Here is an 18,182-nt window from a genome sequence, read left to right as displayed (position 1 = left end):
GTTGACGTCCTATAGGACGTCAACGCTCGGACGTTAAGTGGTGGTGGTGGTGGTGGTGGTGAGGGTCAGGGGGTCAGGGGGTCAGGGGGTGGTGTGGGTGCGGGCGTTGAGGAAGTTCTTCAGGCCGACCAGGTCGTCGGTGTTGATGTGATCGACGCCGGCGTCGGCCAGCTCGGTCCACACGGCGTCCCGGGCGGCGCCGGCCACGTCGGGGGTGGCCCAGAACCGGACCCGGTAGTCGTGGCTGTGCGCCGTGCGCACGAACGCGCGGAGCTTGGCGCGCTCGGCGACCGGCATCGGGCCGACACCCTGCCAGGTGAACAGGGTGGTCCAGTTGTCGCTCACGAGCGGCATCAGGTTCGACGGCATGCCGGTCGAGAGGTCGGCGGCGCGCCCGTCGTAGAAGGCGAACCGGGTGGTCTGGGCGCGCATCGTCTCCAGCGCGCGGTTGCCGCTGATCACCGCGGTCACCGGGCCGGGGTTGGTCCGGCCGTTCGAGTATCGGGTCATCAAGGAGGGGTGCATCGCCAGGTCCCGGTCGACCGCGGCGTAGGTGCTCTCGCCCTCGCTCTTGACGTCGATCAGCAGCTGGACGCTGCCGGGCCACCTCGGGTAGACGCTGTGGCCGGGGCCGCTCGCGAGCTTCTCGAGCGGGTCGACATACAGGCTGTCCAGGGTGACGCCGGGTTTCACGTCCGCCAGGTCGTGGCCGACGAGGAGCTGGCCGTCGACCAGCCAGACGTCGGCCTCGACGCTCGTGAACCCCTGCTCGAGCGCGTCGAACAAGGGGCGGGCGTGCTCGTAGTCGTTGTGGGCGTGGGTACCAGGGAGGGGAGTGCCCAGGACGACGTCGGTCGGCGGCGCCGCCGGTGCGGGCGCGGGCGACGGCGCGGCGAGGGCCGACGGTCCGGCGAGAGCCGACGGCGCGACGGCGACTCCGGTCAGCGTGAGCAGGGCGAGGGCTGCGAGGGCGGTACGTCTGATGCGCATGGATTCCTCTGGTGGCGGGGGACGGACGTGCGGGACTGCGAGGAGCGAGGGTAGGCAACGCCGTCGACCGTGGCCCCCACGGGTCATGAACACAGCGTGAAGTGCGCGCGGACCGCCGACGCCGCCCGCGGGTGGACTTGCGTTGCGCGAACCGGTACCGCAGGCTGCGCTCATCACGATGCGTCGGGGTGCGACGGGTTGCCACCACGAATGTCATGAGGTGTGAGCGGAACGTGAGCGAGCCGGTGCAGGACCTGGCCTACCCCGAGGTGTTCCGGCTGTCCGGAAACGCGGCACCGCCGCGCACCCTGCTGGACATCCTCACGAGCACGGTCAGTGCCCACCCCGATGCCGCCGCGATCGACGACGGCGACCGGAGCCTTACCTACGGCGAGCTGATGGCCGCCGTCGTCGCCAAGTCCGCCGAGCTCGCCGCCGCGGGGGTCCGCCCCGGCGACAAGGTGGGCGTGCGCATCCCGTCGGGGACCGCCGAGCTCTACCTCGCGATCCTCGCCGTGCTGCACGCGGGCGCGGCGTATGTACCGGTCGACGTCGATGATCCCGAGGAGCGGGCTCGGCTGGTGTTCTCCGAGGCTGACGTCGCGCTCGTCGTCGGCGGTGGCGGGGTGCTGGACCATCGCAAGCCCCTGACGCCCGACCCCGACGGCGCGCGCCTGCCGACCCTGACCGACGACGCCTGGGTCATCTTCACCTCCGGCTCGACCGGCACGCCCAAGGGGGTCGCGGTCAGCCACCGGTCGGCGGCGGCCTTCGTGGACGCCGAGGCGCGGCTGTTCCTCCAGGGCGCACCGCTCGGGCCGTCGGACCGGGTGCTCGCGGGCCTGTCCGTGGCATTCGACGCCTCGTGCGAGGAGATGTGGCTGGCCTGGGCGCACGGAGCCTGCCTGGTCCCCGCACCCCGTGCCCTGGTGCGGACCGGCATGGACCTCGGGCCGTGGCTCGTCGCGCAGGGCATCACCGTCATCTCGACGGTGCCCACGCTCGCAGGGCTGTGGCGCTCGGACGAGCTGAGCGGGATCCGGCTGCTGATCTTCGGCGGCGAGGCCTGCCCGCCCGAGCTCGCTGCCCGGCTCACCGTCGAAGGGCGCGAGGTCTGGAACACCTACGGTCCGACCGAGGCCACGGTGGTGGCCTGTGCGGCGCTCCTGACGGGCGTGGAGCCGGTGCGGATCGGCCTGCCCCTGGACGGCTGGGACCTCGCGGTGCTCGACAAGGAGGGCCAGCACGTCGCTCCGGGCGAGGTCGGCGAGCTCATCATCGGGGGAGTGGGCCTGGCCCGGTACCTCGACCCGGCGAAGGACGCGGAGAAGTACGCCCCCGCCCCCACCCTCGGCTGGGAGCGCGCGTACCGCAGCGGCGACCTCGTGCGCTTCGACCCCGAGGGGCTCGTATTCGGCGGCCGCGCCGACGACCAGGTCAAGCTCGGCGGACGGCGCATCGAGCTCGGCGAGGTGGACACCGCGCTGCAGCAGCTGCCCGGCGTCGCAGCCGCGGCCGCCGCGGTTCGCAGGACCGCGGCGGGCAACCAGATCCTGGTCGGGTACGTCGCCGCGGCGCCGGGCGTCGCGCTGGACCTCGCCGCCGCGCGCGCCGAGCTCAAGACCCGGCTCCCCGCGCCGCTCGTCCCGCTGCTCGCCGAGGTCGACGCCATGCCGACGCGCGGTTCGGGCAAGGTCGACCGGGACGCCCTGCCGTGGCCGCTCGAGCGGCTCGAGGGGACCGGCGAGCCACCTGCGCTGTCGGGGACGGCCCAGTGGCTCGCGGAGAAGTGGACCCGGACGCTCGGCGTCGCGGTGACCGGCGTCGAGGACGACTTCTTCGACAACGGCGGCGGGAGCCTGAGCGCCGCGCAGCTGGTCTCGGCCCTGCGCACCAGATTCCCGACCGTGACCGTAGCCGACGTGTACGAGAACCCTCGGCTGGGGGCGATGGCCCGCACGCTCGACGAGTTCGCGCCGTCGGTCGCCCCTGAGAACAGGGTCGTGACGCCGACGCCGCGTCGTGCGCAGTGGATCCAGACCCTGCTCGGGCTGCCGTTGAGCGTGCTGACCGGGTTGCGCTGGCTGACCTGGCTGGCCGTGATCGACAACCTGCTCGCGGCGACCGGCATCGGCTGGGCGACCCCGGTCTCCTGGTGGTGGGTGGGCGCCGGCTGGCTGCTGCTCATCACGCCGCTCGGGCGGATGGGGAGCACCGTGCTGGTGGCGCGGGTGCTGCTCCGCGGCTTGCGGCCGGGGCACTACCCGCGCGGCGGCGGGGTGCACCTTCGGCTGTGGTTCACGGAGAGCTTCGCGGCCGCGGCGGGCGCCGAGAACCTGGCCGGCGCACCCTGGATCAGCTACTACGCGCGGGCGCTCGGAGCGAAGATCGGCCCGGGAGTCGACCTGCACACCCTCCCACCGCTGACCGGGATGCTCACCCTCGGCAAGGAGGCCTCGATCGAGCCCGAGGTGGACCTGAGCGGTCACTGGCTCGACGGCGACGTCCTGCACGTGGGCCGGATCCGGGTCGACGCCGGCGCTACCGTCGGGACCCGCAGCCTGCTGGCGCCGGGCACGCGCGTGGGCGAGGGTGCCGAGGTGGCGCCCGGCTCGGCGGTGTTGTCGTCGGTGCCGCCGGGAGAGCTGTGGGCGGGTTCGCCCGCGGTCTTCACCGCGCCGGCCCGGCACGACTGGCCGCACAAGAATGCCCCGCACGGGCCCGCGTGGGTCGCCCTGTACGGCGTGACCGCCGCCCTGATGGCGGCGATGCCGCTCGTCGCGGGCGTGTGCGGGCTGCTCGTCGTCGGCCTGGGGGTTCGCGGCACCGCGACGCTGGGGGCGGCCGCCGTCGGCGCGCTCACGTTCGTGCCGCTCGGCGCGGTGACGATGTTCGTGGTGCTGGCCCTGCTCACGCTGATCTGCGTGCGGGCGCTCGGCGTCGGCCTGCGCGAGGGGCACCACCTGGTGCGCAGCCGGATCGGGTGGCAGGTCTGGGCGACGCTGCGGCTGATGGACGACGCCCGGACGCTGCTGTTCCCGCTGTACTCCTCCCTAGCCACCCCGGTGTGGCTGCGGGCCCTGGGAGCCAAGATCGGCCGCAACGTCGAGGCGTCCACCGTGCTGCTGCTGCCGAAGATGACCACGGTCGGGGCCGGCGCGTTCCTCGCCGACGACACCCTGATCGGCTCCTACGAGCTGGGTCAGGGCTGGGTGCGGATCGAGAAGGCCAAGGTCGGCAAGCGGGCGTTCCTGGGCAACTCCGGGATGATCGCGCCCGGGCGCGCCGTCCCGAAGCGTGGCCTGGTGGCGGTGCTGTCCGCGACGCCGGCCCGCGCCAAGAAGGGCACCTCGTGGCTGGGCTCCCCGCCGGTCAAGCTGCGCCGCGCCGCCGCGGAGACCGACGAGTCCCTGACCTTCGACCCGTCGCCGCGCCTGCGGGTGGCCCGCGCGGTGTTCGAGCTGCTCCGGGTGGTCCCGGTGATGTGCACGGTCGGCCTCGCCGTCGGCGTCCTGATCGCGCTGCAGGTCGTCGCAGACGGGGCCGGGCTCGCCGCCGCTGCGGTGCTCGCCGGCCCGGTCGTGCTCGCGGCAGGGGTCGTGGCGTGCGTCCTCGCGACGGCGGCGAAATGGCTGCTGGTCGGCCGGATCCGCGCGTCGGACCACCCGCTGTGGAGCTCGTTCGTGTGGCGCAACGAGCTGGCCGACACGTTCGTGGAGCTGGTGGGCGTGCCCTGGTTCGCGCGCGGCGCGTACGGGACGCCGGCGCTGAACCTGTGGCTGCGCTCCCTGGGCGCCAGGATCGGTCGCGGCGTCTGGTGCGAGACGTACTGGCTGCCCGAGGCCGACCTGATCACCATCGGCGACGGGGCCAGCGTGAACCGCGGCTGTGTCGCGCAGACCCATCTGTTCCATGATCGGGTCATGAGCATGGACACCGTCACGTTCGCCGCCGGGTCCACCCTCGGCCCGCACGGCGTCATCCTGCCCGCGGCCGCCATCGGCGCCGGTTCGACGGTCGGGCCGTCCTCGCTCGTGCTGCGCGGCGAGGTCATCCCCGCGGGGACCCGGTGGACCGGCAACCCGACCGCGCCGTGGAGCGACCCGATGCCGAGGACCGAATGACGCCGCTGCCGACCCAGCCCGGGCCCACCCTCGAGGCGGCCGGTGACCCGTACCTGCCGGGTCACGGCAATGAGGGCTTCACCGTCACCCGCTACGAGCTGGACCTCGACTACCGGGTCGCGAGCAACCGGCTCAGCGGCCGGGCTCGGTTGCACGCCACCGCCACGGCGGACCTGTCCCGGTTCACGCTCGACCTCGCGGGCCTGCGGGTCGGCAAGGTGCTCGTCAACGGCCGCCGTGCCGGGCGATGGAGCCACCGCGCGCGCAAGCTCACGATCTCGACCGAGACCCCCGTCGCCGTCGGCGGCGCCCTGGTGATCGACGTCGAGTACTCCGGCCAGCCCCGCCCGATCGTCGGGGTGTGGGGGGAGGTCGGCTGGGAGGAGCTCGAGGACGGCGTGATCGTCGCAGCCCAGCCCGACGGCGCGGCGTCGTGGTTCCCGTGCAACGACAGGCCGGGGGACAAGGCCAGCTTCCGGATCGCGGTGACCACCGAGTCCGCGTACCAGGTCCTGTGCAACGGGACGCTGACCCAGCGGACCAACCAGGCGAGCAAGGTCCGCTGGGTGTACGACCAGCCGGAGCCGATGGCGCCCTACCTGGCGACCGTGCAGATCGGCCGGTACGACCTGTTCACGACGGCGGACGGCCCCGTCCCGCAGCGCGCCGCGGTCCCGCCTCGGCTGCGGGACGCGTTCGCGCACGACTTCGCCCGGCAGGCCGACATGATGGCCGTGTTCGCGGAGCTGTTCGGGCCCTATCCGTTCGCGGGGTACTGCGTGGTCGTGACCGACGACGACCTCGAGATGCCGCTCGAGGCGCAGGGCATCTCGGTGTTCGGCGCGAACCACCTCGACGGCAGCCGCGGTGCGGAGCGCCTGGTGGCCCATGAGCTGGCCCACCAGTGGTTCGGCAACTCCCTGACCGTCGCACGGTGGCAGCACATCTGGCTGCACGAGGGCTTCGCGTGCTACGCCGAGTGGCTCTGGTCGGAAGGCTCCGGCGGGCGCACCGCCGCGGAGCTCGCGCGCTTGGCCTGGGACCGCCTGGACCGCCTGCCGCAGGACCTCGTGATCGCCGACCCGGGCCCGACGCTGATGTTCGACGACCGCCTCTACAAGCGGGGCGCCCTGACGCTGCACGCGCTGCGGGTCGCACTGGGGGACGGCGCGTTCTTCGACCTGTTGCGGACCTGGGGCAGCGCCCACCGGCACGGCTCGGTGACCACCGAGGAGTTCCTCCAGAGCGCGGCGCGGTTCGCGCGACGACCGGTGGACGGGCTGCTGCGGAGCTGGCTGTTCGAGGCCGCGCTGCCCCCAGCGAGCGACCTTCGGCGCTAGCGCGACCTTCGGCGCTGATGACCGGCTGCGGTCAGCTCACCGCGCGCAGTTGGTCCACGTGAGCCATGCTCACCAGGCGCTCCTTGGCCGCGCGTTCGACGAGCACCGGTATGTAGTCGCGGACACGCCCGATGAGCGTGGCATGCACCTCCTGGACCACGATTCGGACCGTCGCGGGTGGGACGTCCGGGAAGCGGGCGCACAGGCGCTCGCAGATCAGTTCGATCGCTTGGTTCTCGTCCATGAGGGGCATCGGCCGAGTATGCGCCTCTCGCGGATTTGTGTACAGGTCCGGGCAACTCGGGCATCCGCGGTGGTCTGCCACCCGGCGTCACGCCGCGATGAGGTCGAAGAGGACTCATGACTCGGACAGCGAAGATCGAGAAGAAGTACGTCGTTCGCTTGGCGATCACCGCCGCCGGGCGCGATCCGTCCGACGCCGTCCGGGACGCCGTGGAGCAGGTGCGGCGAGGCGGCCTCGAGAACCTGACCTACAGCGTGCACGAGGTGGGCGGCCGGACGGGCACCCACCCGAACGACGACGAGACCTACCGCGGCCAGTTCCTCGGCTGAGCCGCGATCCGATCGTTCCGCCCAGGTCGCAGTGCCCACCGCGGCGCCTACCGGGCGGCCATCCCGGCCGTCATCGGCGACGCCGACCTGATCTTGCCGACGGCGACGACGGCCTTGGTCGACGAGGCAAGCTCGGAAATTGCAAGGTTCGACGGTGAGGCGCTGGGATCGACCACGGCTTTCGCCGCCTTGCTGCTCCGTGCCGAGGCCGCCAGCTCCTCGCAGATCGAGGAACTGACCTCCTCGGCGAAGGCGATCGCCCTGGCCGAGCTCGGACGAAAGGGCCGTGAGAACGCCGACGCGATTGTCGGGAACGTCACGGCGATGATCTCCGCGATGGACGTCTCGGCTCGGATCGACGCAGCGGCGATCCTTGCCATGCACGGCGCGCTGATGGCGGGTCGCCGCACCGACGCCGGGCAATGGCGCACCGTCCAGGTCTGGATCGGCGGGTCGCGAGCCAGCCCGCACGACGCCGACTATGTCGCGCCTCGGTACGAGCGCGTGCCGGCAGTGATGGACGACCTCGTCGCGTTCATCGGGCGCGAGGACCTCACCCCGCTGGCCCAGGCCGCCGTCGCGCACGCGCAGTTCGAGAACATCCACCCGTTCACCGACGGAAACGGACGCACCGGCCGGGCTCTCCTGCACGCCATGCTCCGCCGTGGCGGGCTGGCTCGACGCTCGATCGTGCCCGTCTCTGCCGGCCTCCTGAGCGACACCCCGGCGTACTTCTCCGCCCTCGAGCAGTTCCGGGGCGGCGACCCGGTCGGCATTGTCGAGGAGGTGGCCCGTGCCGTGTTTCCTGCGCTCGCCAACTCGCGGCGGCTGATCGAGGAGATCACCGAGGCCAGGAACCAGTGGTCGACAAGCATCAAAGCACGGCGCGGTGCGGCCGCGTGGCGACTGGCTGACCTGCTGATGACTCGCCCGGCAGTGGACTCGCGCTTCGTCTCGGCGTCGTTGGGTGTCACGGGCGCTAACGCCCAGCTCGCGATCAACAGGCTCGTCGACGACGGCATTTTGACCCAGATCGGCAACGGGCGACGGGACCGGGTGTGGCAGGCCGGCGAAGTGCTGGAAGCGATGGAGCGATTCGCCTCCCGCTCCCAGCGCCGAACGCCCCGACGCGATCCGAGCCTGCGGAGCGGCTCGTCCAGCGGCAACCGCTTCGACGACCGAACCATGGGCATTGCGCCCACCGGTAGCGCCCTTGACCTATTCTCTGACGTGTGATTGCCAACAACCCACCGCAGGATGTCCGGCGCGGCCTCGCCCGCCACGACGTACCCGACGCGCTGCGCAACGATGTCCGCCTGCTCGGCGGGCTGCTCGGAACCGTGCTGCGCGAGGCGGGCGGCGACGAGCTCCTCGCCGACGTCGAACGTCTGCGCGAGCTGACGATCCGCGCGCACGACGAGCAGGGCATGGACGCGTTCGAGGAGGCCGAGGCGCTCGCCGAGGGCTTCACGGCGCAGCGTGCCGAGCAGGTCGCGCGCGCGTTCACGTGCTACTTCCACCTGGCGAACCTCGCCGAGGAGTACCACCGGGTGCGCATCCTGCGCGAGCGGGAGTCCGTCCTCGCCCCGCACGAGCTCGCGCCGGACGACTCGCTGCCGGCAGCCGTCGCCGAGCTGGCCAAGGAGATCGGGTTCGACGCCGCGATCGAGCGCCTGCAGGCGCTCGAGTTCCGCCCGGTCGTGACCGCGCACCCGACCGAGGCGCGCCGGCGAGCCGTGGCGAGCGCGATCCGCCGCATCTCCGAGCTGCTCGCGGAGCGGGACGCGCTGCACTTCGGCGGCACGAGCCTCGCGGAGAACGAGCGACGCCTCGTCGCCGAGATCGACGTGCTGTGGCGCACCTCGCCGCTGCGCGCCGCGAAGCCCACCGTGCTGGACGAGGTCCGCACCGTGATGGGGATCTTCGACTCGACGTTCTTCGACGTGTTCCCCGCGGTCTACCGGCGCCTGGACGACTGGTTGCAGGCCGACGCCGCGGGCGCGAAGGCGCCGATCGTGCGCCCGTTCGTGCGGCTCGGCACCTGGATCGGCGGGGACCGCGACGGCAACCCCAACGTGACCCCCGAGGTCACCCGCGCCGCGGCCGTGATCGCCTCCGAGCATGTGCTGACCGCGCTCGAGGCCGCCACGCGGCGCACCGGCAACGCCCTCACGCTCGACGGGAACGGCACCCCGGCCTCGCCCGAACTGCTCACCCTGTGGCAGCGCCAGCGCGAGCTGTCGGAGGTGCTGACCTCCCGGCTCGCCGCGGACTCCCCGAACGAGCCGCACCGCAGCGCCGTCCTCGTCGTCGCCGAGCGGATCGCCGCCACCCGCCTGCGGGACGCCGATCTCGCCTACGCGAACGCCGGCGAGCTCGAGGCGGACCTCGCCGTCGTGCAGCGCTCGCTGGTCGACGCCGGCGCCAACCGGGCCGCCTACGGCGACCTCCAGCAGCTCCTCTGGCAGGTGCAGACGTTCGGCTTCCACCTCGCCGAGCTCGAGGTCCGCCAGCACTCCCAGGTGCACGAGGCCGCGCTCGCGGAGATCGCCGAGCACGGGCTGGACGGCCCGCTCTCGGCGAAGACCGTCGAGGTGCTGGACACCTTCCGCGCGCTCGGCGCGGTTCAGCGCCGGCACGGGATCGAGGCGGTCCGCCGCTACATCGTGTCGTTCACGCAGCGCCCGGAGCACCTCGCGGCGGTCTACCAGCTCGCCGACCTGGTGTTCCCGGACCCGGACCAGGCGCCCGTCATCGACGCCGTGCCGCTGTTCGAGACCTCCGCGGACCTCGAGGCGAGCGTCGACATCCTCGAGACGATGCTCACCCTGCCGGCCGTGCAGCGCCGACTGGCGAGCAACGGCCGCAAGGTCGAGGTCATGCTCGGCTACTCCGACTCCTCCAAGGACGTCGGCCCGGTCGCCGCGACGCTCTCCCTCGACGTCGCCCAGAGCCGGATCACGCAGTGGGCGCGCGTGCACAACATCAACCTCACGCTGTTCCACGGCCGCGGCGGCGCGCTCGGGCGCGGGGGCGGCCCGGCGAACCGGGCGCTGCTCGCGCAGCCGCCCGGCTCCATCGACGGCACGTTCAAGGTCACCGAGCAGGGCGAGGTCATCTTCGCCCGGTACGGCGACCCGGTGATCGCCGCCCGGCACATCGAGCAGGTCGCCGCCGCGACGCTGCTCGCCGGCTCCCCGTCGCTCGAGAAGCGCAACGCGGCCGCCACCGAGCGGTACGCGGAGCTCGCCGCCGAGCTCGACGCGACCTCGCGGGCCCGGTTCTTCACACTCGTGCGCGCCGAGGGCTTCCCGCAGTGGTTCGGCGAGGTCACCCCGCTCGAGGAGATCGGCCTGCTGCCGCTCGGCTCCCGCCCGGCGCGCCGCGGGCTGTCGATCGAGTCGCTCGACGACCTGCGGGCCATTCCGTGGGTGTTCTCCTGGTCGCAGGCCCGCACGAACCTCGCCGGCTGGTTCGGCCTCGGCACCGCGCTCGACGCCGTCGGCGACCTCGCCGAGCTGCAGGCCGCGTACGCCGACTGGCCGCTGTTCTCCACGCTGATCGACAATGTGGAGATGTCGCTCGCGAAGACGGACGAGCGCATCGCCTCGCGCTACCTGGCGCTCGGCGACCGCCCGGACCTGGCCGACCTCGTGCTCGAGGAGATGGCCCTGACCCGTCGCTGGGTGCTCGCCATCACCGGCAGCGAGGGCGCGCTGTCCCATCGCCGGGTGCTCGGTCGCGCGGTCCAGCTGCGCAGCCCGTACATCGACGCGCTCTCCCTGATCCAGCTCCGGGCGCTCAAGCGGCTGCGCGCCGGGGTGGCGCCCGAGGAGGTCGCCGACCTGCGCCGGCTGCTGCTGCTGAGCGTCAACGGTGTGGCCGCCGGCCTGCAGAACACGGGCTGAGCATGTCCGTCGGACTTTCCGGTGCGCACGGCCTCACCCGGGCCATGGCCGACGGCGTCGTGCCGCTCGACGGCGGGCTGTCCAACGCGCTCGAGAGCGCGGGCCTCGACCTGTCCGGCGCGCTGTGGTCCGCGCGCCTGCTGCGCGATGACCCGGGCGCGATCGAGGCCGTCCATGGGCGGTACTTCGAGGCGGGTGCGCGGGTTGCGATCGGGGCGAGCTATCAGGCCTCGTTCGACGGATTCGCCGCCGTCGGCATCGAGGCGGAGCAGGCCGCGGCCCTGATGCGCCGGTCGGTGGACCTGGCCCGCGCCGCCGTCGAGCAGCAGGGGCTCGCCGGTCAGGCCTGGGTCGCGGCCTCGATCGGCCCCTACGGCGCGGTCCTCGCCCACGGCGAGGAGTACACGGGCGCGTACGCGGCCCCGGGCTGGACGGGCCGCGCCGCCGGCGCGCTGAGCGTCGGCGACCTGCGGGCGTTCCACCGGCCGCGGATCGACGCGCTGCTCGAGGCGTCGCCCGACCTGCTCGCGATCGAGACGATCCCGGCCGCCGCCGAGGCCGAGGCGCTGCTGCTCGAGGTGGCCGAGCTCGGGGTCCCGGCCTGGCTCTCGCTGACCACGGTCACCGATCCGGACGGCTCGGTGCGCACCCGGCTGGGCGAGGACGCCGCCGAGGTGTTCGCGATGGCCGCCGACGTCGACGATGTGCTCGCGGTCGGCGTGAACTGCACCGATCCGGCCGGGGTGCTGGCCGCGGTCCGGGTTGCCGCGCGGGCGTCGGGCAAGCCGGTCGTCGTCTACCCGAACTCGGGCGAGACCTGGGACGGCGCGGCCCGCCGGTGGCGCGGTTCGGCGGGCTTCTCGGCCGACCTGGTGGCGAGCTGGGTGGACGCGGGCGCGCGCCTCGTCGGCGGCTGCTGCCGGGTCGGGGCCGACGAGATCGCCCAGATCGTGGCCGCGCTCGAGCGCCGCGCTCGCAGCCAGAAGACGGAGGAGCAGTCGGTGACCGATGTCTGAGACCACGAGCGCCTCCGGTGGGTCGGGCCTGCCGCCCGGCACCTGGGAGGCCCAGTGCCCGGTCGACCGGGCGTGGTTGAGCGACGCCGTGCGGATCGTGGAGGCGGACAGCAACCGGTCCGCGGACACGCACCTGCTCACCTTCCCGCTGCCGGCGCACTGGGGCATCGACCTGTACCTCAAGGACGAGTCCGTGCACCCGACGGGCAGTCTCAAACACCGCCTCGCGCGATCGCTGTTCCTGTACTCCCTGTGCAACGGGTGGATCGGCGAGGGCACGACGATCATCGAGGCGAGCTCGGGGTCGACGGCGGTCTCGGAGGCCTACTTCGCGCGCCTGCTCGGGCTGCCGTTCATCGCCGTGATGCCGCGCAGCACGTCGGCCGCGAAGATCGCACTGATCACGTTCCAGGGTGGCCAGTGCCACCTGGTGGACTCACCGGGCGAGATCTACGCCGAGTCCCGCCGGCTCGCGGCCGAGACGGGCGGGCGCTATCTGGACCAGTTCACGTATGCCGAACGCGCGACGGACTGGCGCGGGAACAACAACATCGCGGAGACGATCTTCGCCCAGCTCGCCCAGGAGCGGTACCCGATCCCGGAGTGGATCGTCGTCGGCGCGGGGACCGGCGGGACGTCGGCGACCATCGGGCGCTACGTGCGCTACCGGCGGCACGCGACGAGGCTGTGCGTGGTCGACCCGGAGAACTCCGCGTTCTTCGGTGGCTATGCCGCCCGCGACGTCGGTCACGTCACGGATGCGGGCTCGCGCATCGAGGGCATCGGCCGACCGCGCGTCGAGCCGTCGTTCCTGCCGACGGTGATCGACGCGATGTTCCAGGTCCCCGACGCGGCCTCCGTGGCGGCCATGCGCTGGTGCACCGACCAGCTGGGCCGCTCGGTCGGCGGATCGACCGGGACCGCGCTCTGGGGCGCCCTCCAGCTGATCGCCGGCATGCGTGCCCGGGGCGAGCACGGCAGCGTCGTCACCCTGCTGTGCGACGGCGGTGAGCGTTACCGCGGCACCCTGTACGACGACGAGTGGCTCGCCCGGCAGGGCATCGACCCGGCGCCGTACGCCGCCCAGCTCGACGGATTCCTCGGCTCAGGTCGGCTCGGCCCGTAGGTCAGGCGCACCGCTCGGCAGCGCGCAGGAGCGGGGCCCCACCCGAAGGCGAGGCCCCGCTCGGTGCGTCGAGCTAGGACGCCGACGGCGACGGGCTCGAGGACGTCAATGTCCCCGGGCAGCCGTGGCTGATCACGAACTGGGCGTTGGTCTTGACGCCGTTGTAGCTGGCGACCGCGACGCCGATCAGGGCGCTGGGGTCCTGGTACGCGGCCTGGTACTTGAACGAGCCGTTACCGGACTGCACCATCGCGAACGTTCCGGACGGCAGGGTGATGTCTGCGGCCGTGGCTTTGTTGGCCGTGAGCACGAAGAGCAGGTAGGGCGCCACGCCGTCGGCGCAGCGGTTGTCTTGGAGGGTGCCGTCGGAATTCAGGCCCTGGCCCGAGTAGGTGACGGTGTTCGTGTAGTGCGGGGAAGCGGACGCAGACGAGATCGCGCTGAAGCCCAGGATCGTCAGGACCCCAACGCAGAGAAGTGCGAGTAGCTTTTTCACGGATTGCTCCTTGGTCGGTGAGGTGCTCGGTGCACCGGGATTTCAACTCACGCCGGGACCGCGATTCCTCTCCCCCGGAACCACTCATACAGGACAAAGCGGACGCTACGCCTGCACGCGCGGCTGATTCTGCGGCCGTGCGGGTGAAGTCTTGCGAGGGCGGACCCGCGTGCGAGCGGCAGCCCGGGGGAGCCCGGCCGATCCAGGGGGGAATCTGCGGTGACCGGTCTCGGTTGGCAACGTCGGCGCCCGAAACCGGGTGCTGAGAAGTCTTCACGCCACCGCCACCCGCCGCGCTGTCCAAACGGGAGAACTCGGGCCGGGCGGATGACAGCATTCGGGTGCGGACCCGCACGGACCGCGGACAGCTCAACCGTTTGACGAACCGGAGAGACACCTTGGCCCACACCGATCCGCACACCTGGTTCCTGCCCGAGGGGGAGATCGCGCGCAGCCCCGCGTTCACCTCGGGCAACGAGGTGACGGCGCTGGTCGACGGCGAGGCCTATTTCGCCCACCTGGCGGCCCGCCTGGCCGCGCAGCGGTCCGGGGACTACCTGCACCTGACGGCCTGGCGCGCGACCGGGAACCTACAGCTCGAACCCACCGTCCCGGGCGCCCCGACCCTGCTGGAGCTGGTGCGGGACCTGACCGCGCGCGGGGTCACGGTGCGGTCCCTGACCTGGCTGGCCGGGATGGGCGGCGGGAGCGGCGGTGGCGGCGTGCTGGGATCCTCGCAGATCGCGGACAACATCTCCTTCGTCGAGGAGGCCAACGCGGCCGGTGCCACGGCCGTGCTCGACAAGCGGAACGTGTTCGCGTCCTCCCACCACCAGAAGTCGGCGGCGCTGAGCAGCGACGGAGACGACTGGGCGTACGTCGGGGGCATCGACATCGCACCGGACCGGTGGGACACGCCGGACCACGACCAGGCGCCGGGCCGGACCCGCGACGTGTTCGACGGCTGGCACGACGTGCACTCCGCGATCCGCGGACCGGCCGTGGCCCAGGTGTGGCAGAACTTCACCGAGCGGTGGAACGACCCGACCCCCGCGCACGGCGTCCCGACCCTGCCCGGGCCGACCGTGCCGGAACCCATCACCGCCCGCGCGCCCGAGCCGCCGGCCGTCTCGACCCAGCACGTCCAGCTGCTCCGGACCCTCGCGTGCGGGCCGTCGTCGTTCCTGCCCGACGGCGAGCAGAGCGTGCGACTCGGCTACGAGCGGGCCATCGAGCGCGCCGAGCACTACGTCTACCTCGAGGACCAGTACCTCTGGCCGTGCACCGGCGACTTCACCCGCGGTCCCGGTGGACTGGTGACCAAGCTGCACGAGGCCACCCTGCGCGGCGTCAAGGTGATCCTGGTGCTCGCCCACCGCAACGACCTCGCCCTGACCGGGCCGTACCACAACCAGATGCAGCAGGACGTGCTCGACCTGCTCCGCAAGGACCGCCCGGAGAACGTGTTCGTCTTCGACCTGCGCAACGAGGCGGGCACGGACATCTACGTGCACGCGAAGGTGATGATCGTGGACGACTGCCTCGCGGTGATCGGCTCGTCCAACATCAGCCGCCGCTCCCAGACGTCGGACTCCGAGCTCTCGATCGCCGTCGTGGACGACGACGTCGTGCCGTCGGCGATGGATGGGGTACCGGTCTCGGTCTGCCGGTTCGCCAAGGACCTCCGGGTCGCGCTCTGGTCCGAGCACCTCGGGCTCGGCGGTTCGGGGCTGCTGGAGGACCCGATCGAGGCCCTCGCGCGGTGGCCCGACGAGGCGGCCTCGACGCCGCAGGCGCCGAAGCAGGTCCACCACGCCGTCGTGCACTACGTCGACAGCGAGCGCCCGCTGCCGCTCGCACCGGACATCAGCGGGATCATGAACCTGGAGACCACCTGCTCCTGAACGCCCTTGATCGCGTTCGCCGGTGGCTCAGAACGGGTGCAGCAGCCGGTGCAGGAACTGCTTGGTCCGTTCGTGCTGCGGGTCCCGGAGCAGCGTCTTCGGGTCGCCGTGCTCCACGATCCTGCCGCCGTCGACGAAGGCCACCCGGTGCGCGACCTCGCGGGCGAACTCGAGCTCGTGCGTCACGATCACCATCGTCCAGCCCTCGTGCGCGAGCTCCTTGATCAGGCGCAGCACGTCCCCCACGAGCTCGGGGTCCAGGGCCGACGTCGGCTCGTCGAACAGCAGGAGCTGGGGCTTGAGCGCGAGCGCGCGCACGATTCCCACCCGCTGCTGCTGGCCCCCGGACAGCTCATGGGGGTAGCTGTCGCGCTTCTCGGTCAGCCCGACCCGGTCGAGGAGGGCGAGCGCCTCGGTCGTCACCTCGGCGACCGGGCGGCGCTGCACGATGACCGGGCCCTCGATCACGTTCTCGAGCACGGTCTTGTGCGGGAACAGGTTGTAGTGCTGGAAGACCATGGCCGAGCGGTCGCGCAGCGCCGCGAGCCGGCTCCGCGCCGGCGCGGTCGTGAAGTCGAGGGACAGCTCCCCGCCGACGTCGATCGTCCCGCCGTCGGCCAGCTCCAGGCCGTTCAGGCAGCGCAGCACGGTCGTCTTGCCGGAGCCCGACGGTCCGATCAGGGCGAGCACCCGGCCGCGGTCGACGGTCAGGTCGATGGACTTGAGCACCTCGTTGTTGCCGAAGCTCTTGCGCAGGCCGCGCACGGTGAGCAGGGGGGCCGACGAGTCGGTGGGCAATGGATCAGTGGGCGACATAGCGGTCCAATCTCTTCTCGAGGGATCCCTGCACCGTCGACAGGACGAGGCAGATGACCCAGTAGACGAGCGCCGCCTCCAGGTACAGCAGCATGAACTTCTGGCTGAACGCGGCCGCCTGCTGTGCCTCGCGGAAAAGGTCCGTGACCAGGATCAGCGAGGCGAGCGAGGTGTCCTTGACCAAGGAGATGAAGGTGTTGGACAGCGGCGGCACGGACACCCGCGCCGCCTGGGGCAGGATGATCCGGGTCAGCGCTCGACGGTGCGACATGCCGATCATGTACGCGGCCTCCCACTGGCCCCGGGGCACCGACAGGATCGCGGCCCGGATGACCTCGGCGGCGTACCCGCCGACGTTGAGCGAGAACGCGATCGCGGCGCTCGGCCACGGGTTGATGACGACCCCGACCGACGGCAGCCCGTAGAAGATCACGAACAGCTGCACCAGCAGAGGCGTGCCGCGGACCACCGAGATGTACGCGCGAGCGAGGCCCGACAACCACCGGCTGCTGGCCAGCCGCATCAGCGCGAGCACGAGCGCGAGCAGCAGCCCGATCGTGAAGGACACCAGGGCGAGCGGGATGGTGCCGGTGATCGCCCCGCGCACGATCGGCCACAGGGAGCTCCAGAACAGGTCGACGGGGGACTGGTTCATCGCCGTGACTCGTCGATCGCCGCCCTACTTCGCGGCGTCCACGGAGACGTCCGCGCCGAAGTACTTCTCGGAGAGCCTGGTCAGCGTGCCGTCCGCGGCCAGGGCGTCCAGGGCCTTGCTGCTCGCCTTCGCGAGCGCTGAACCGCCCTTCGCGAACGCCAGCGCACTGCGGGACGTGGCCTCGGACTCGGCCGCCACCTTCAGGCCCTTCGCGCCGGTCTGCTTCTTGTAGTCCAGGAAGGTGAGCTTGTCGTTCACGGTCGCGTCCACCCGGCCCTGCTCGACGAGCGCGACGGACTGGGACCAGCCCTCGACCCCCTGCACCTTCGCGCCGCTCTTCTGCGCGAGCGCGTACCACTCGCTGGTCAGCGACTGGGCCGTCGTCTTGCCCTTGAGGGAGCCGAACGACGTGATGGAGGTGTTGTCCTGCGGTACGACGATGACGCCCTTGGAGTACGTGTACGGCGTGGAGAAGACGTAGGACGCCTGGCGTTCGGGGGTGATCGAGACCTGGTTGGCGATCACGTCGAACCGGTGGGCCGTGAGCCCGGCGAAGATCGCGTCCCACTGGGTCTCCTGGAACGTCGCGGAGACGCCGAGCTTCTTCGCGACGGCCTGCACCACCTCGACGTCGTAGCCGGTCAGCTTGCCGGAGCCTCCCGCGTGGTACGAGAACGGCCGGTAGGTGCCCTCGGTGCCCACCGTGAGCGTGCCGGCCTGCTGCACCTTGGTCAGCGAGTCGTCCTTGCCCGCGGCGCCGGCCGAGGAGCATCCGGTCAGGGCCAGCGCGGCCAGGGCGACGACTGCGACGAGGGTGATCTTCGGGTTCTTCATGGGGGGCCTTCCAGAGGGGTGCCGCCAGGGACGGGTCGTGATCGAGGTGCCCGACGGCGCCACGGAAGGGAGCCGCTCGGTCTGTACGGGGGTGAAACTGCCGGACGCAGGTCGTCCGTCGTGCCGGCGCCGGATGGGCGCGGGCTCAGCTCAACAGCTGGAGTGAATGGTCCGACAACACCCGCTCGCCGCGGCGCGGGCCGTGGGCGAGCTGCAGGTGAGGTGAACGGACATGCCCCCAGTGCACCACGGGCGCCCGCGCGCCCCGTCCTCGGGTCAGCCAGCGAGACGCGACCATCCACCTGTCGGCCCTAGACCGGTGCCCGGACGAGAGCACCCGAACGCCTCCGGGAGCGCTTCCAACGACGCCGCGCTAGGTTCGGAAACCGGAGCCTGGGTG

15 protein-coding genes are annotated in these 18,182 nt (G+C 72.0%); 8 read left to right on the top strand and 7 right to left on the bottom strand.

Annotated elements, in window-relative coordinates:
- Positions 1-81 precede the first annotated feature (81 nt).
- Positions 82-990, bottom strand: coding sequence for a phosphatidylinositol-specific phospholipase C/glycerophosphodiester phosphodiesterase family protein (locus tag VIM26_RS05755; protein WP_331949391.1), 909 nt, complete (start codon positions 988-990; stop codon positions 82-84).
- Positions 991-1,223: 233 nt separating this feature from the next.
- On the opposite strand from VIM26_RS05755, the gene VIM26_RS05750 reads away from it, so the two are divergent.
- Together VIM26_RS05750 and VIM26_RS05745 are read left to right on the top strand one after the other, a co-directional pair.
- Positions 1,224-5,114, top strand: a complete 3,891-nt coding sequence (locus tag VIM26_RS05750; RefSeq protein WP_331949390.1) for a Pls/PosA family non-ribosomal peptide synthetase — start codon at positions 1,224-1,226, stop codon at positions 5,112-5,114.
- A complete protein-coding gene (locus VIM26_RS05745) occupies positions 5,111-6,454 on the top strand; it encodes a M1 family metallopeptidase (RefSeq protein WP_331949389.1) in 1,344 nt (447 codons plus the stop codon). Before VIM26_RS05750 ends, VIM26_RS05745 begins: the two co-directional genes overlap by 4 nt.
- A 31-nt stretch (positions 6,455-6,485) precedes the next feature.
- Here VIM26_RS05745 and VIM26_RS05740 read toward each other — a convergent pair whose 3' ends face one another.
- Complete coding sequence (locus VIM26_RS05740) at positions 6,486-6,707, bottom strand: three-helix bundle dimerization domain-containing protein (protein ID WP_331949388.1); 222 nt, start codon at positions 6,705-6,707, stop codon at positions 6,486-6,488.
- A 107-nt stretch (positions 6,708-6,814) separates the two neighbouring features.
- On the opposite strand from VIM26_RS05740, the gene VIM26_RS05735 reads away from it, so the two are divergent.
- The gene (locus tag VIM26_RS05735; protein WP_331949387.1) at positions 6,815-7,027 is read left to right on the top strand and encodes a hypothetical protein; all 213 of its coding nucleotides are present in this window, start codon (positions 6,815-6,817) and stop codon (positions 7,025-7,027) included.
- Positions 7,028-7,074: 47 nt separating this feature from the next.
- On the opposite strand, the gene VIM26_RS05730 is transcribed toward VIM26_RS05735, so the two are convergent.
- On the bottom strand, positions 7,075-7,203 hold the full coding sequence (locus tag VIM26_RS05730) for a hypothetical protein (RefSeq protein WP_331949386.1): 129 nt from the start codon (positions 7,201-7,203) through the stop codon (positions 7,075-7,077).
- Positions 7,204-7,216: 13 nt separating this feature from the next.
- On the opposite strand from VIM26_RS05730, the gene VIM26_RS05725 reads away from it, so the two are divergent.
- Genes VIM26_RS05725 through VIM26_RS05710 form a run of 4 tightly spaced genes read left to right on the top strand, consistent with a single transcriptional unit; the run spans position 7,217 to position 13,077 of the window.
- Complete coding sequence (locus VIM26_RS05725) at positions 7,217-8,263, top strand: Fic family protein (RefSeq protein ID WP_331949385.1); 1,047 nt, start codon at positions 7,217-7,219, stop codon at positions 8,261-8,263.
- Complete coding sequence (locus VIM26_RS05720) at positions 8,260-10,935, top strand: phosphoenolpyruvate carboxylase (RefSeq protein WP_331949384.1); 2,676 nt, start codon at positions 8,260-8,262, stop codon at positions 10,933-10,935. The genes VIM26_RS05725 and VIM26_RS05720 overlap by 4 nt, the downstream gene beginning before the upstream one ends.
- A 2-nt stretch (positions 10,936-10,937) precedes the next feature.
- Complete coding sequence (gene mmuM, locus VIM26_RS05715) at positions 10,938-11,951, top strand: homocysteine S-methyltransferase (RefSeq protein ID WP_331949383.1); 1,014 nt, start codon at positions 10,938-10,940, stop codon at positions 11,949-11,951.
- Positions 11,944-13,077 (top strand): PLP-dependent cysteine synthase family protein, encoded by a 1,134-nt coding sequence (locus tag VIM26_RS05710; protein WP_331949382.1) that lies wholly within the window; start codon positions 11,944-11,946, stop codon positions 13,075-13,077. The genes mmuM and VIM26_RS05710 overlap by 8 nt, the downstream gene beginning before the upstream one ends.
- A gap of 73 nt (positions 13,078-13,150) precedes the next feature.
- Here the strand turns inward: VIM26_RS05710 and VIM26_RS05705 are convergent, their stop codons facing one another.
- Positions 13,151-13,573 carry a hypothetical protein gene (locus VIM26_RS05705; protein ID WP_331949381.1) on the bottom strand — a complete coding sequence of 141 codons (423 nt, stop codon included), beginning with the start codon at positions 13,571-13,573 and terminating at the stop codon, positions 13,151-13,153.
- Between the two features lie 398 nt (positions 13,574-13,971).
- Here VIM26_RS05705 and VIM26_RS05700 point away from each other — a divergent pair, with 398 nt between their 5' ends.
- Entirely contained in the window at positions 13,972-15,477 is a 1,506-nt protein-coding gene (locus VIM26_RS05700; RefSeq protein ID WP_331949380.1) for a phospholipase D family protein, read from the top strand.
- Between the two features lie 27 nt (positions 15,478-15,504).
- Here the strand turns inward: VIM26_RS05700 and VIM26_RS05695 are convergent, their stop codons facing one another.
- From VIM26_RS05695 to VIM26_RS05685, 3 genes are read right to left on the bottom strand one after another with little or no spacing between them, the layout of a single operon-like run.
- Positions 15,505-16,293, bottom strand: coding sequence for an amino acid ABC transporter ATP-binding protein (locus VIM26_RS05695; protein ID WP_331949379.1), 789 nt, complete (start codon positions 16,291-16,293; stop codon positions 15,505-15,507).
- Entirely contained in the window at positions 16,280-16,948 is a 669-nt protein-coding gene (locus VIM26_RS05690) for an amino acid ABC transporter permease (RefSeq protein ID WP_331949378.1), read from the bottom strand. The genes VIM26_RS05695 and VIM26_RS05690 overlap by 14 nt, the downstream gene beginning before the upstream one ends.
- Before the next feature lie 24 nt (positions 16,949-16,972).
- Entirely contained in the window at positions 16,973-17,782 is an 810-nt protein-coding gene (locus tag VIM26_RS05685; protein WP_331949377.1) for an amino acid ABC transporter substrate-binding protein, read from the bottom strand.
- Positions 17,783-18,182 lie beyond the last annotated feature (400 nt).

The organism is Pengzhenrongella sp. (assembly GCF_036565025.1).
GTDB lineage: Bacteria > Actinomycetota > Actinomycetes > Actinomycetales > Cellulomonadaceae > Pengzhenrongella.
Note: the sequence above shows the minus strand (reverse complement) of the source record. Positions and strands in the feature narration are given on the sequence as shown.

Coding starts and splice junctions, on each gene's coding strand:
- VIM26_RS05755 (WP_331949391.1), bottom strand. CDS start 990: ATGCGCATCAGACGTACCGCCCTCGCAGCCCTCGCCCTGCTCACGCTG.
- VIM26_RS05745 (WP_331949389.1), top strand. CDS start 5,111: ATGACGCCGCTGCCGACCCAGCCCGGGCCCACCCTCGAGGCGGCCGGT.
- VIM26_RS05740 (WP_331949388.1), bottom strand. CDS start 6,707: ATGCCCCTCATGGACGAGAACCAAGCGATCGAACTGATCTGCGAGCGC.
- VIM26_RS05735 (WP_331949387.1), top strand. CDS start 6,815: ATGACTCGGACAGCGAAGATCGAGAAGAAGTACGTCGTTCGCTTGGCG.
- mmuM (WP_331949383.1), top strand. CDS start 10,938: ATGTCCGTCGGACTTTCCGGTGCGCACGGCCTCACCCGGGCCATGGCC.
- VIM26_RS05710 (WP_331949382.1), top strand. CDS start 11,944: ATGTCTGAGACCACGAGCGCCTCCGGTGGGTCGGGCCTGCCGCCCGGC.
- VIM26_RS05695 (WP_331949379.1), bottom strand. CDS start 16,293: ATGTCGCCCACTGATCCATTGCCCACCGACTCGTCGGCCCCCCTGCTC.
- VIM26_RS05690 (WP_331949378.1), bottom strand. CDS start 16,948: ATGAACCAGTCCCCCGTCGACCTGTTCTGGAGCTCCCTGTGGCCGATC.
- VIM26_RS05685 (WP_331949377.1), bottom strand. CDS start 17,782: ATGAAGAACCCGAAGATCACCCTCGTCGCAGTCGTCGCCCTGGCCGCG.